The organism is Gordonia sp. X0973 (genome assembly GCF_013348785.1).
In the GTDB taxonomy this organism is placed as follows: domain Bacteria; phylum Actinomycetota; class Actinomycetes; order Mycobacteriales; family Mycobacteriaceae; genus Gordonia.
Genome location: NZ_CP054691.1, coordinates 903160 through 916069, shown reverse-complemented (window position 1 = coordinate 916069; position 12910 = coordinate 903160). Strand labels below are relative to the sequence as shown.

At 66.9% G+C, this 12910-nt stretch carries 17 protein-coding genes and 1 tRNA gene; 6 read left to right on the top strand and 12 right to left on the bottom strand.

Features of this window, described 5'->3' with window-relative positions; all coding sequences use genetic code 11:
* Nucleotides 1–22: 22 nt before the first annotated feature.
* Both HUN08_RS04515 and HUN08_RS04510 read right to left on the bottom strand, forming a co-directional pair.
* Complete coding sequence (locus HUN08_RS04515; RefSeq protein WP_124248476.1) at nt 23–472, bottom strand: hypothetical protein; 450 nt, start codon at nt 470–472, stop codon at nt 23–25.
* A 113-nt stretch (nt 473–585) separates the two neighbouring features.
* Entirely contained in the window at nt 586–1149 is a 564-nt protein-coding gene (locus HUN08_RS04510) for a GNAT family N-acetyltransferase (RefSeq protein ID WP_301546885.1), read from the bottom strand.
* Between the two features lie 86 nt (nt 1150–1235).
* On the opposite strand from HUN08_RS04510, the gene HUN08_RS04505 reads away from it, so the two are divergent.
* Genes HUN08_RS04505 through HUN08_RS04495 form a run of 3 tightly spaced genes read left to right on the top strand, consistent with a single transcriptional unit; the run spans nt 1236 to nt 2649 of the window.
* Nucleotides 1236–1589 carry a helix-turn-helix transcriptional regulator gene (locus tag HUN08_RS04505; protein WP_124248477.1) on the top strand — a complete coding sequence of 118 codons (354 nt, stop codon included), beginning with the start codon at nt 1236–1238 and terminating at the stop codon, nt 1587–1589.
* Nucleotides 1586–2086, top strand: a complete 501-nt coding sequence (locus HUN08_RS04500; protein ID WP_124248478.1) for an SRPBCC family protein — start codon at nt 1586–1588, stop codon at nt 2084–2086. Before HUN08_RS04505 ends, HUN08_RS04500 begins: the two co-directional genes overlap by 4 nt.
* Nucleotides 2086–2649: a TIGR03086 family metal-binding protein gene (locus tag HUN08_RS04495; protein ID WP_124248479.1), complete on the top strand. Its 564-nt coding sequence runs from the start codon at nt 2086–2088 to the stop codon at nt 2647–2649. The genes HUN08_RS04500 and HUN08_RS04495 overlap by 1 nt, the downstream gene beginning before the upstream one ends.
* Nucleotides 2650–2665: 16 nt before the next feature.
* On the opposite strand, the gene HUN08_RS04490 is transcribed toward HUN08_RS04495, so the two are convergent.
* From HUN08_RS04490 to HUN08_RS04455, 8 genes are all read right to left on the bottom strand, one after another.
* Nucleotides 2666–4210, bottom strand: coding sequence for an acetyl-CoA acetyltransferase (locus HUN08_RS04490; protein WP_124248480.1), 1545 nt, complete (start codon nt 4208–4210; stop codon nt 2666–2668).
* The gene (locus HUN08_RS04485; protein ID WP_124248481.1) at nt 4207–4878 is read right to left on the bottom strand and encodes a TetR/AcrR family transcriptional regulator; all 672 of its coding nucleotides are present in this window, start codon (nt 4876–4878) and stop codon (nt 4207–4209) included. The genes HUN08_RS04490 and HUN08_RS04485 overlap by 4 nt, the downstream gene beginning before the upstream one ends.
* A gap of 96 nt (nt 4879–4974) precedes the next feature.
* Entirely contained in the window at nt 4975–5814 is an 840-nt protein-coding gene (locus tag HUN08_RS04480; RefSeq protein WP_124248482.1) for a hypothetical protein, read from the bottom strand.
* Between the two features lie 2 nt (nt 5815–5816).
* Complete coding sequence (locus HUN08_RS04475) at nt 5817–6395, bottom strand: hypothetical protein (protein WP_124248483.1); 579 nt, start codon at nt 6393–6395, stop codon at nt 5817–5819.
* A 145-nt stretch (nt 6396–6540) separates the two neighbouring features.
* Nucleotides 6541–7650, bottom strand: coding sequence for a hypothetical protein (locus tag HUN08_RS04470; protein WP_124248484.1), 1110 nt, complete (start codon nt 7648–7650; stop codon nt 6541–6543).
* 2 nt (nt 7651–7652) lie between these two features.
* On the bottom strand, nt 7653–7985 hold the full coding sequence (locus tag HUN08_RS04465) for a WXG100 family type VII secretion target (protein ID WP_124248485.1): 333 nt from the start codon (nt 7983–7985) through the stop codon (nt 7653–7655).
* A 23-nt stretch (nt 7986–8008) separates the two neighbouring features.
* A tRNA-Gln gene (locus HUN08_RS04460) sits at nt 8009–8080 on the bottom strand.
* Between the two features lie 68 nt (nt 8081–8148).
* Entirely contained in the window at nt 8149–8904 is a 756-nt protein-coding gene (locus HUN08_RS04455; protein ID WP_124248486.1) for an SDR family oxidoreductase, read from the bottom strand.
* A gap of 125 nt (nt 8905–9029) precedes the next feature.
* Between HUN08_RS04455 and glmU the strand changes: the two genes are divergently transcribed.
* From glmU to arsC, 3 genes are read left to right on the top strand one after another with little or no spacing between them, the layout of a single operon-like run.
* Entirely contained in the window at nt 9030–10508 is a 1479-nt protein-coding gene (gene glmU, locus HUN08_RS04450) for a bifunctional UDP-N-acetylglucosamine diphosphorylase/glucosamine-1-phosphate N-acetyltransferase GlmU (protein ID WP_124248487.1), read from the top strand.
* 52 nt (nt 10509–10560) lie between these two features.
* On the top strand, nt 10561–11538 hold the full coding sequence (locus tag HUN08_RS04445) for a ribose-phosphate diphosphokinase (protein ID WP_124248488.1): 978 nt from the start codon (nt 10561–10563) through the stop codon (nt 11536–11538).
* 11 nt (nt 11539–11549) lie between these two features.
* Nucleotides 11550–11900, top strand: coding sequence for an arsenate reductase (glutaredoxin) (gene arsC, locus HUN08_RS04440; protein WP_124248489.1), 351 nt, complete (start codon nt 11550–11552; stop codon nt 11898–11900).
* Nucleotides 11901–11910: 10 nt separating this feature from the next.
* Here the strand turns inward: arsC and HUN08_RS04435 are convergent, their stop codons facing one another.
* Both HUN08_RS04435 and HUN08_RS04430 read right to left on the bottom strand, forming a co-directional pair.
* Nucleotides 11911–12378, bottom strand: coding sequence for an SRPBCC family protein (locus HUN08_RS04435; RefSeq protein WP_124248490.1), 468 nt, complete (start codon nt 12376–12378; stop codon nt 11911–11913).
* Nucleotides 12379–12402: 24 nt separating this feature from the next.
* Entirely contained in the window at nt 12403–12873 is a 471-nt protein-coding gene (locus HUN08_RS04430) for a limonene-1,2-epoxide hydrolase family protein (protein WP_124248491.1), read from the bottom strand.
* Between the last annotated feature and the right edge of the window lie 37 nt (nt 12874–12910).

Genomic DNA, 12910 nt, shown 5'->3' with positions numbered 1-12910 from the left:
GACCCGGTGCCCTCCGATCAGCTCAGCGCACGGAGAACGACGCCCAGCCGGGCAACTGCCACGGTCCGCCGCGGTTGACGATGTTGATGCTGCCGCTGATCGCGCCCGTGCCGGTATGCAGTTTCACCCGCCGCGAACCCGACCACGGTCCGAGACACGGGCGCACCATCGCCGACCCGGCCCGGCCGGTGTTGGCATTGCGGTAGTCGAAGCGGACGAAGGAGTCGTCGATGGCCGGGTTGCCGCACCTGTTGCCCGCGGGAGCGCTGAACCACACGACGCCCCGCGAGGCGGTGTCGATCCGGATGGTGGCCGAGTAGATCCCGAAGTCGGTGATCCCGTTGGCGACGATGCCGTTTGCGGCGGTCTGTTGCACGGGGATCGGAGCGGCATGTGCGGCTCCCGCGAGGATCGTCGGGACGGCGACGGCGGCCGCGGCGACTACTGGCACGGAAGCAAAATTGGTGCGCATCGGACAAACCTACGCCGAGTGGGCACCCAAATAGTGCCGAGTGGGCACCACATTCGTGCCGAGTGGGCACCCAGATCATGCCCAGTGGGCACCACATTGACGCCGAGTGGGCACTAGCCAGCCAGGCTGAGTTGCATCAACGCCACGTCGACCCAGCGATCCATCTTGAATCCGACGCGACGAAGGACCCCGGCCTCGATGAAGCCGAACCGCCGGTGCAGTGCCATCGAACCGTCGCCGGGTAGAGCGATCAGCGCGATTATCTCGCGGACGTCGGTGTCGCGCGCGGCGTCGAGCATCGCCGTCAGCAACGCACGACCCACCCCGCGGCCCTCCATGCCGGGCGTCACGTAGACGGTGTGCTCGCACGTGTGCGCATAGGCGGCGCGCGGCCGGAACTCCGCGAGATACGAGAAGCCGATCACGTCGTCGGATTCATCGAGCGCGACGACGAACGGCCGACCAGCCTCGATGATCGCCCGCCGCTTCTCGACCCACTCCGCTTCCGTCGGCGCGACGGTGTCGAACGTCGCCACCGAGTTCGCGACGTAGTGCTCGTAAATGGTGGCAATGGCCGCGCAGTCCTGCTCCGCGGCCGGACGGACGGCGGGCTGCGGCGAGGTCGGCATAGCCATCACGATCTCACCCAGACGTGCTTCGAGGGAATCCGGGCGCACTCGCAGAATTTTATTCAACCAAACGGTTGACAACACGCTCGCGCGGTGAGATGGTTATTCAACCATCAAGTTGAGAAAGGATGGACATGGCCGACCAACTATCCCTCGTCTTCTCGGCACTCGCCGACCCGACGCGACGCGACATCGTCGCCCGACTCACCGAGGGTGACGCCACGGTCGGCGAGATCGCCGAACCCTACGACGTGAGCATGCAGGCGATCTCCAAGCACCTCAAGGTGCTCGGCGACGCCGGGCTGGTCTCCCGGGGCCGCGCAGCCCAAACCCGACCCGTCCACCTGGAAGCGGAGGTCTTCGATCTCATGACCGCGTGGATCGAAAGGTATCGGCAGCAGGCAGAGGAGCGCTACCAGCGCCTCGACGCCGTGCTCGCCGCCATGAACGACGACCAGCAAGAACCCAACGAAGGAGCAGCATCATGAGCACGACGACGCACCCCGAAGCCACCATCGAGGCCCACCCGACCCTGCCGATCATCACGATCACCCGCGAGTTCGCGGCCACCCCGGCGCAGGTCCTGAAGGCGCATACCGACCCCGACCTGTACGCACAGTGGGTCGGCCCCAACGGCATCACCACCCGGATCGACCACTGGGATGCGCGCCGCGGCGGCAGCTGGCGCTTCTCCAACGTCGTCGCCGAGGGCAGCGGCGAGCAGGAGTACCACTTCTACGGTTCCTTCCACGACATCACCGAGAACAAGATCGTCCAGACCTTCACCTGGGAGGACGACCCGGACGGCGTCTCCCTGGAGACCCTGACGGTCGAGGATCTCGGCAACGGTCGCACGCGGCTGACCGCGCAGTCCCTCGTCGAGAGCATCGAGTCGCGCGACGCCTGGTTGCGCAGCGGAATGGAGACCGGCGTGAACGACGGCTACGCCAAGCTCGACGACCTGCTCGTCGAAGGAGCCCTCTGATGGCACTGCCCGCCAAACCCTCCGACCGTCACCGCTCGGTGGCCAATACCTTCGCCGACCGGGTGGCCGGAGTGGCCGATTGGTCCGCCCCGGCGCCGGTCCCGGACTGGACCGCCCGCGACGTCGTCGGCCACCTCGTCACCTGGTTCCCGGAGTTCCTGGCCGCCGGCGGTATGCAGCTGCCGCAGGGACCGAGCGTCGCCGACGACCCGGCGGGCGCGTGGCGCCATCAGACCGAGAGGGTGCAGGCCCTGCTCGACGGACCGTCGGCGGCCGAGGACTTCACCCACCCGCACCTGGGCACGATGCCGCTGCGCGATGCGATCGACCGGTTCTACACCTCGGACGTGTTCATGCACACGTGGGACCTGGCCCGCGCGACCGGTCAGGACGACCGTCTCGACGAGGACACCTGCGCCATGATGGTGACCGGCATGAAGCCGATGGAGGACATGCTGCGCTCATCCGGGCAGTACGGCCCGGCGGTCGCCGTCCCCGACGACGCCCCCGCCACGGATCAGCTGATGGGCTTCATCGGCCGCGACCCGGACTGGCGCCCCTGAGCGCGGACGCCGACAGCTAGTAGAGCGCGGCGAGGTTCTTTCCGTCGACGACGCGTGTGCGCACGCGTTGTCCGAGCGGTTCCCCGGTGGCGAGGATCTCGGCGAGCTTCTCGTCGTCGGGATCGGCTTGGGCGAAGAAGCGTGTACCGGAAGCGTTGCGGCACACCAGGACTCCCATTTCGGCACCGCCGAACGGGACGATGGTGAACGTCTCCACAACGGATTCCCCGTCGTATTCGTCGACCGTCTCGACGCACGGCACCGCGTCGAGCGCGGGTTGCGGATCGACGCCGGGCTGCCATGCCCGGGGCGTCGTCGAATAGATCCCGACGGCGTACTTGGAGATGATCCCGCCGTTCGCAGCGACCAATGCGCGGCTGCCCGGCCTGGTGCGCACGCGATCGACGGCCTCGGCGATCGCATGCATCGAATAGTTGTTGCCCGCGCCGCCGAAGTACGGCAGGCCGCCGGTCAGCGTCAGTCCGCGCGGATCGTCGGAGGCGAGGCCCAGCGCGTCAGTCGCGGCGAACACCGCGACGGGGAAGCAGCTGTAGATGTCGAGGAAGTCGATCGCGTCGATGCCGACGCCCGCCGACTCCAGCGCACCGTTGAGGGCCGCGGCCGCCGTCGGCGACTCCCCCATCTCCGGGCGCTCGATCATGCGCGGCGCACGCGCCTTGGCGTAGCCGTGCAGGAAGACCCACCGTCGCGGATCGACGCCCAGTTCCCGCGCCCGCCCCAGCGACATGAGCAGCACCGCGGCACCCTGGTTCACCTGGTCGCGCGCGACGAGGAAACGTGGCAGCGGATCGGCGACCATCCGGTTCTTGGCGGTCACCTCGACGAGTTCGGCCGCCGATCGTCGCACCGGTGCGGCGGAATGCGGGTTCGACGCCGCGACCTCGGTGAGTGGCGCGAACAGCTCGCCCATCGTCGCGGCATACTCTTCGCGCGACAATTCGACGCGGGCCCGGCGGGCATGTTCCAACAGTGCGTACTGCGAGGGCGGGCCGATGATGCCGTAGCGGACCTGGCTGGGCGTGATCATGTCCTCGATCTCGTAGCCGCGGTCCTCGAGCTGTCCGCCGCGGGCCTCGGTGAAATCGGGGGCGTCGTCCCGACCGGCGAAGTGCCGCGTCGTCGACATCGCCTCCGACCCGACGAGCAGCGCCGTCTCGATCTCACCCGCCGCGATCAACGCGCCGAACTCGGCGACGAGCCGTTGCGGGCTGTCGCCGCCGACCACGTCGTACACGGCGCGCGCGGGATCCACCCCCACCCGGTCGGCCACCGAGCGCGGATAGTTGTCGGATCGGCCGAGCGGCGCGACCGCCCGGGCGTGCGACACCTCGAACTGCCGCACCCCGACGATCACGTCGAGGTCGGCGACGGCCGTCGGCGCGAGCCCCGCGTCGGCGATGGCGGCCAACGCGGCTTGCGCTCCGAGGTCGACAGCGGAGAGCGCGCGATAGCCGGGATCGTCGAGGCGCTCGGAGAACTGCCCGACGCCCACCAGGACCGGCGTCGTGGGATCCAACGCCGCGTCATCGATATGGGTCATTTCCGCTTTGCTCGTTTCGGGTTGACGGTGCGCTGGACGGGTTCGACGTAGTCGGCGGTCACCAGCTGCGGGTCGGGGTCGAGGCGGGTCAGACCGTTCCAGCACAGGTTCACCAGGTGGGCGGCCACGACCTCCTTCGGCGGTTCGCGCACGTCGAGCCACCACTGGGCAGTCATCGACACCATCCCGACGAGGGCCTGGGCGTAGAGCGCGGCAAGTTTGCGGTCGAATCCGCGCCGCTCGAAATCCTCGCCCAGGATGTGCTCGACCTGCGTCACCGCGTCGTTGAGCAGACTCGAGTAGGTGGTGCTCTCCCCGTCGGCGGCACCGCCCCCGCGAACGAGGATGCGGAACCCGTCGGGCCGCTCCTCCATGTAGGTCAGGAGCGCGAGCGCGACCTGCTGCACCCGGTAGCGCGAACGAGTCGTCGACAGCGACGACGTGATCATCTCCAGCAGCGCTTCCATCTCCCGGTCGACGACGACCGCGTACAGCCCTTCCTTCCCGCCGAAGTGCTCGTACACGACGGGTTTGGAGACGTTGGCGCGCTGGGCGATCTCCTCGATCGACGTCGCGTCGAATCCGCGCTCGGCGAACAGTCCGCGCGCCACCTCGATGAGTTGGGCACGACGCTGTGTGCCCGACATCCGGGTACGCGGTGTTGCCATATCAAGCACCCTAACCCGGTGCGGCCTTCCGACTACGCCGAGATCCACTGTCGCCATAGCGCAGCAGAACTCGGCACAAGCGTGGACTCCGGTACCTCAGCCCTTGGCGATCAGACGTACCGGCAGCGCTCCGCTGGTGAGATCTGCCGCCAACTTGCGCGCCTGCGCCTGCGTGAATCCTCCGGCTCCGCCGTCGATCTCCGTGTCGGAGTGGATGGGGCCGCGGAGAACCGGGGCACTGATCACCACGGAGTCGAGGACGATCCCCACCCTGCTTCCGACATGACTCGCGGTGTAGTCGGACCACCTAGCCTGCGCCTCATCTTCGAATCCCACGGTGACCGTCCAGGTCCGCTCGCCTTGCTGGGCATAGGCACGGCTGACGTGTGAACCATCGATGATCGCCACGCCGAGGGAATAGACCCATTGGCCATCTTGCGCGCAGGCGACCAGAAGCTCGTTCGGGTTGTCGCGCACGTGAGTTGCCGTGTCATCGCACTTGAGTTGGCGCGCCCGCTTGGCCATCTCCTCGGGCGTCGTATCCGGGGTGGCTTGTCGCAGACCGGCGTCCAGACCAGACGCCGTCGCATTCACCGGCGATGTCGACAGCACCGGACGGAACTCGAGTTGCCCACCATTCGCGAGATCGACGATCTCCGCGCGCGACCCACTGGCCGCGCTGACCACCAGATCATCGCCGGAGACCTTGACCTTCGGCTTCTCCAGACCGCTACCCGCCAGGCGCTTGGTCAGGATCTGCGCGGCCCGCGCAAGCTTGTCGTCGCGCTCGGTTGGCGTGGCGAACTTCCCGTCGGGAGTGGTCAGCGAGGAAGCGGCGAACTCGACCTGGACGGCCGGCTTGGCGTCGCACCCAATCAGGAACGCGGTGGCCGCCAACAGTCCCGCGACGGCGAGACACACCTTGTTGATCATCATTGCTATCGCGATCCCCTCTCCACCTTATTCACCGCTTCGACGAACAGGCGAGAGAAGAGGTTCGGGTCAATTCTCTGCAGCGTCGTTGCACTGGTGACCTCCAGCTGCACCCCAACCTCTCCGACCTGCGCGAATCCCACAATCCGATACCCCATCGATCCACTGCTTGAGCGGTTGATCCACGAGGTGATCGTCACGGGAATGTCTGCGGGCAGACCTGCGGGTTTAATACTGCCCTCGTCGACTGGCCATTCTGCCGTCCCGGCCATCGGCCCCGTGGTCCACGTGCGCACACCCTGACAGAACCCCACGATGGACTTGAAGGTCGCCAGACTCTCCGGATCGTGGAACACCCGCTGGTTGTACCTCTCCAGGGTGTCCACCTCTGGCCGGTAGAACACCATGGCGGACTGCGGAAAAGTCAGCATCGTCTGCGTCCCACGGACCACCGCGTCGTGACATTCCTGCGGTGCGGACGGATCGGTTGTCTCCGCCGTCAATCGTTGCCGGAGCGAGAGGAACGGGTCAACGACGGCGGCCGCCCGATATCCCGATGGGAAGTCGGACGCCGTCAGAATCATCGCGCGGTCGCTATCGATCGTGTTCGGCGGGGGCGGCGGAGGACTCGACGTGCAACCAACTAGGAGTCCCGCACACAGACCGACGATCACCACGGCCCACCGGCGAAAGGCACCGGGCGTATTCACTGTTGGCGTCACCACCCGCTCACGCCCCCGGCAGAGGCGTTCCAGCACCGTAACGAGCTTTGAAGAAAGCCGTCTGGTCGGGGTCCATATGGTGCTCCGCCTGTATCGGGAACTTGATCCCGTTCACCTCTGCGACCGTCGACTGTTCGAGCGAGTAGTTGTATTTGTACTCGACACGCATGTATTGCTGTCCGTACATGGTCACCGATTCCATTTTGGTGGGGGTCGCGCTGTCCACGCGGAATCTGGCATATCGGTTGACTGAGAAGTCGATCGTGTTACTCTTCGGATCCTTTGGGTTGAAGACCGAAAAATGCTGGTCGGAGAATTCGCCCTGGTTCTGCGCAAACACATCAACCCATCGGCCGTATATCCCCTTGTCGGTGCGGCTGAAGTTGACGGTCTTGGAGTACTTCCGACCCAGGTCGGTCTGTGGGTTTGAGGCGTCGTCGTGCCAGCCTTTAGGCAACGTCATTGGAACATACCTGACCCCCGTCTCGGATGGGCTTGACGTCGGGTACAGCTTGCTGCTCTCGAAGGCGCTTCCGGGAAACCCCGGTAGTCGGTTCTCTGCCGGGGTTCCGCCAACAGATGGCTTGACGCTGTCCACCGGAATCTGGCCGGTCGCACCTTCGATGGCCACTGCCAAGTCACGGTCTGCTTGGTCTGCATCTTGCATCAACGTGTTGACCTCACGCTGATAGTTGTCGCGGATCGCAGCCCGATTCGAAGCGTTGAGACCCGCATCCGTCGACCCCAACTCGTCCCCGAGGGAGTTGGCCCGCGGATCGGTCACAGTTCCGGAACTCTCGTCGAGAACCATCCCATCGCCGTCAATCGACCGTTGCAACCGGTCGAGACGCGCCTTGAGGTCGGCGATCTCGGTAGCGGCCCGCTTCGCTACCGCACCTACCCTTGCGAGCTCGTTTCCGTGGTCGTCCAGATCCTTCCGGTGCCCCCGGCCGGCACGACTTGCGGCCCCGGCCGCGTTGCCAGACCACGACTCAAATACCTGAGGGTTATCCAGCGGCTGGCCGAACCATTGGCAGGTTCGCGCACTCGCGTCACAGAGGCCGAAAACGCGCTCGACCTCGTCGGTATCCCACTTGCGGATCTCACTCGGCAGCACGACTACGTATCCAGATTCAGCCGCGCAGTCTTGTCGGCCGCAGCCACGATGCCCGCGGAGTTCTGCTGATCGCGCGCGAGATAGCGTCCGCCAGCGTCCCGCATCGCATAGGCGTGGTCGTCGATGTTTCCGGCGATCGCCTTGGTGGCCTCGCGCCACGCCGACACCGTGTTTCCCATCGCCGCCCGGCTGGCTGGACCCCACGTCTCGCTTGCACTCTCCATCTTGGCGTGGTGAGAACTGAACTGCCCACGTGCCTCTTCGACATGCCCCTGCAACCGTCGCGCATAGCCGAATAGATCGTCCGGGTCGACCCTGAGTTCCTCGTTCGTCATCACCGTCGCCTACTGCCTCGTTGCTCCGCCGCCAGGACTCGAACCTGAAATGCCTGAACCAAAATCAGGAGTGTTGCCAATTACACCACGGCGGATTGCGGCGGACCGGTGGTGCCGCCGGGCAAATTCTGCCACAGCGCACCCCGACCGGTCGCCTGGGTTACTAGTCCTTGGGGCCGCCCGCCACGTAGATCACCTGGCCGGAGACGAAGCCGGCGCCCTCACTGGCGAAGAAGGACGCGGTGTGCGCGATGTCCTCGGGCACACCGACGCGCGCGACGGGGATCTGCGCGGCGCTGAACTTCTTGAACTCCTCGAAGTCGACGCCCATGCGCGCGGCGGTCGCCTGCGTCATCTCGGTCTCGATGAACCCGGGGGCGATGGCGTTGGCGGTGATGCCGAACTTGCCCAGCTCGATGGCCAGCGTCTTGGTGAAGCCCTGCATACCGGCCTTGGCGGCCGAGTAGTTCGCCTGGCCGCGGTTGCCCAGCGCCGAGGTGCTCGACAGGTTCACGATGCGGCCCCAGCCGGCGTCGACCATGTGCTTCTGGCAGGCGCGGCTCATCAGGAACGCGCCGCGCAGGTGCACGGCCATGACGGCGTCCCAGTCTTCGACGCTCATCTTGAACAGCATGTTGTCGCGGATGATGCCGGCGTTGTTGATGACGACGACGGGCGGGCCGAGTTCCTCGACGACCTTCTCCACGGCTGCCGCAACCGACTCCTCGTTCGAGACGTCGGCACCGACGGCGATGGCCTTCCCGCCGGCCGAGGTGATCGCGTCGACGGTCGCCTGGCAGGCCTCCGCGTCGAGGTCGAGCACGGCCACGGCGAGCCCGTCTGCGGCCAACCGCTTGGCCACCCCGGCGCCGATGCCGCGCGCGGCACCGGTGACGATCGCTACCTTCTGTCCACTCATCTTCAGTCGCTCCATCTGGTTGGGGAATCGCGAGGTGTTTCGGGGTTCGTGCGAACCTTCCGACCATCACGTTATCGGGTTGCGTAGGATTTGTTCGTCGTCGATTCCCTACTTTGAGGACGCTGATGTCGGAAACCGGCCAACGCGCGGTCATCGTGCTTGCCGCGGGCGCGGGCACCCGGATGAAGTCGAAGACGCCGAAGATCCTGCACAGCATCGGCGGCCGCACCCTCGTCGGGCACGCGCTCACCGGCGCCGCCGACCTCGAGCCCGACTATCTGATCGCCGTCGTGAGCCATGAGCGCGTGCGCGTCACCGCAGCCATCGGCGAGGTCGCGACGGGCCTGGACCGCGAGGTCCTCATCGCCGAACAGGAGGAGCCGCTGGGCACCGGCGACGCCGCCCGCGCCGGGTTGACCGCGCTCCCCGCCGACTTCACCGGCACCGTGCTGGTCACCGTCGCCGACGCGCCGCTGCTCGACGGGGACACGCTGCGCGCGCTCCTCGCCACGCATCGCGGGAGCGACGCGGGCGGGCCGGGTCGGCCCGCCGCCGTCACCCTCACCAGCTTCATCGCCGACGACCCGACCGGTTACGGGCGGATCGTGCGCGACGCGGACGGCAACGTCACCGCCATCGTCGAGCACAAGGACGCCGACGACGCACAGCTCGCCATCACCGAGGTCAACGCCGGGATCTACGCCTTCGACGCGCAGACCCTGCGCGAGGCCCTGAGTTCGCTGTCCACCGACAACGCGCAGGGCGAGTTCTACCTGACCGACGTCGTCGAGATCGCCAACGCGGCCGGCCGGCCGGTGCGCGCGCACATCGTCGACGATCCCGCCGTCGTCGCCGGGTGCAACGACCGCGCCCAGCTGGCCGAACTCGGCGCCGAACTGAACCGGCGAATCCTGCGCCGCCACCAACTCGCCGGCGTCACCGTCGTCGACCCGGCCACCACGTGGATCGACGTCGACGTGACTATCGCCCCCGACGTGACCATCGAGCCCGGCGTCCAGTTGCGCGGCACAACGTCGATCGAATCCGACGCGCTGATCGGCCCGGACTCCACCCTGACCGACGTCGTCATCGGCGCGGGAGCCCAGGTCATCCGCACCCACGGATCGCAGGCCCGGATCGGCGCCGGCGCGACCGTCGGCCCCTTCGCCTACCTCCGTCCGGGCACCGAATTGGGGGCCGACGGCAAGATCGGCACCTTCGTCGAGACCAAGAACGCGCAGATCGGCGCCGGTTCCAAGGTCCCCCACCTCACCTACGTCGGCGACGCCACCATCGGCGAGAAGAGCAACATCGGCGCGTCCAGCGTCTTCGTCAACTACGACGGTGAGAACAAGCACCGCACCACCATCGGATCGCACTGCCGCACGGGCTCGGACAACATGTTCGTGGCGCCGGTGACGGTCGGCGACGGGGCCTACACCGGCGCCGGGACCGTGGTGCGGCAAAATGTTCCACCGGGGGCGCTCGCGGTCTCGGCCGTGCAGCAGCGCACCATCGAGGGATGGGTGGTCCGCAAGCGCCCGGACTCGGCTGCGGCCCGCGCCGCCGCGCAAGCCCAAGCCAGCACAGATAAAACCGAATAAGCCCGCCCGAACACGCCCCACCAGAACGCACCGAGTGCAGATTGAGAATGTCATGACCTGGACTGTCGACAACCGCAAGAACCTGATGCTGTTCTCGGGGCGCGCGCACCCGGAGCTCGCCGAGGCCGTGGCCACCGAGCTCGGTGTGAAGGTCACCCCGCAGACGGCGCGCAACTTCGCCAACGGCGAGATCTTCGTGCGGTTCGAGGAGTCGGTGCGCGGCTCGGACGCGTTCGTCCTGCAGAGCTGCCCCGCCCCGCTCAACGAGTGGGTGATGGAGGCGCTGATCATGATCGACGCCCTCAAGCGCGGCTCGGCCAAGCGGATCAGCGTGATCCTGCCGTTCTACCCCTACGCCCGCCAGGACAAGAAGCACCGCGGCCGCGAGCCGATCTCCGCGCGCCTGATCGCCGACCTGCTCAAGACCGCCGGTGCCGACCGCATCATCACCGTCGACTTGCACACCGACCAGATCCAGGGCTTCTTCGACGGCCCGGTCGACCACATGCACGCCCAGGGCCAGCTCGCCGAATACGTCCGCGAGCAGTACGGCACCGACAACATCTGCGTCGTCTCCCCCGACTCGGGCCGCGTCCGCGTCGCCGAGAAGTGGGCCGACGCCCTCAACGGCGCCCCGCTGGCCTTCATCCACAAGACCCGCGACCCGCTGGTCCCCAACCAGGTCAAGGCCAACCGCGTCGTCGGCGACGTCGAGGGCCGCACCTGCGTGCTGATCGACGACATGATCGACACCGGCGGCACCATCGCCGGTGCGGTGAAGGTCCTCAAGGACGCCGGTGCCGGTGACGTCATCATCGCGACCACCCACGGGGTGTTCTCCGACCCGGCCGCCGAGCGCCTGGCCAACTGCGGCGCCAAGGAGGTCATCGCGACCGACACGCTGCCGATCCCGCCGGAGAAGCGCTTCGCGAACCTGACCGTGCTCTCGATCGCGCCGCTGCTGGCGCAGACGATCCGCGAGGTCTTCGAGAACGGCTCGGTCACCAGCCTGTTCAACGGCAGCGCCTAGGACACCGTCGGATGAGCGAGACCGAAGCCACCATCTATCACAATCCGCGCTGCTCGACGTCGCGCAAGACGCTGGACAAGCTGCGCGACGCCGGGATCGAGCCGACGGTGGTGAAATACCTCGACGAGGGGTGGACCCGCGAACAGCTCGGCGAGTTGTTCGCCGAAGCGGGGCTCACCCCGGCGCAGGCCGCCCGCAAGCGTGAGCCCCTGTACAAGGAGCTGAACCTCGCCGAGGCTTCCGACGACGAGATCCTCAACGCGATGGTGGCGCACCCGGTGCTCGTGGAGCGCCCGTTCGTGGTCACCGCGAAGGGCGCCCGCCTGGCCCGTCCGATCCAGGACGTCGACGAGATCCTCTGACTGAATCGCGTTAAGCAGTCGCCTCGCTGACGCCTTTGAGCATCGCCAAGCCCTTCTCGAAGTCCTTGCCGAGCATCCTGTCGAACAAGCCGATCGGACCGGTGACCCGGCTGAACAGCGAATGCGGACCGACCATCGTCCACGTGACGCGCGTCGACGACCCCTCGGGTTCGAGCCGGAACATGCTGGTGCTGGTGGATTTCATCGGCTTCTCGAAGACGACCGCCACGTCGACGGCCTGCGCCGGCTCGGCGGAGACGATCTCCATGCTGCCCCGACCCGCCTTCCGGTTGCCCTCCCACGCGTAGGCGGCGCCGACTCCCTCGTCGGCCCCGGAATACTTCCGCTTCAGATCGGCGTCGAGCCCCTCCCACGGCGACCATTCCCGCCATCGGTGCAGGTCGACGATGCGCGCGTAGATCTGCGGCGCGGGTGCGTCGATGACGGTCGATCGGGAGATCGTGTACGTGTCGGCCATATTTTCCTCCAAACTCGACGGTGGTCAGTTCGTCCCGGGCAGGGCGACGACACTGCCCCGGGTCAACGAATTAATCGGTTTCACCGCCGACGGGATCACCAGGCCGATCAGGCCCCGCACCACCGCCTTGGTGCAATCGAAGAAGTCGAAGTAATCGCGCCAGACGACGATCTGGCCGTCGCGGACCTCGAACCGTCCGCACACCCAGAACCGCAGGCGCAGCGGGCCGATACTCAGCACGTCGATGCGCTCGTTGAGCACGATCCCGTCGCGTACGGCGGCGTGCAGGATCTCCGCGTCGAAGCGGACCGGTCCGCTATTGAAGGCCCGCATCGCCCGGCGGAACTGCTTCTTGCCCCGCACCGCGGGCAAGCCCACGTTCTCGTACAGGATGTCCTCGCCGACGACGGCGAGCGCCTCGTCGATGTGGAACAACGCGAGACTGCGCAGGAAGCCACTGGTCAGCTCGATCGGATCGGGCTCGGTGTCCGTCATGGATCCACCTAACTACGCATCGCCACCGGAGGCAACG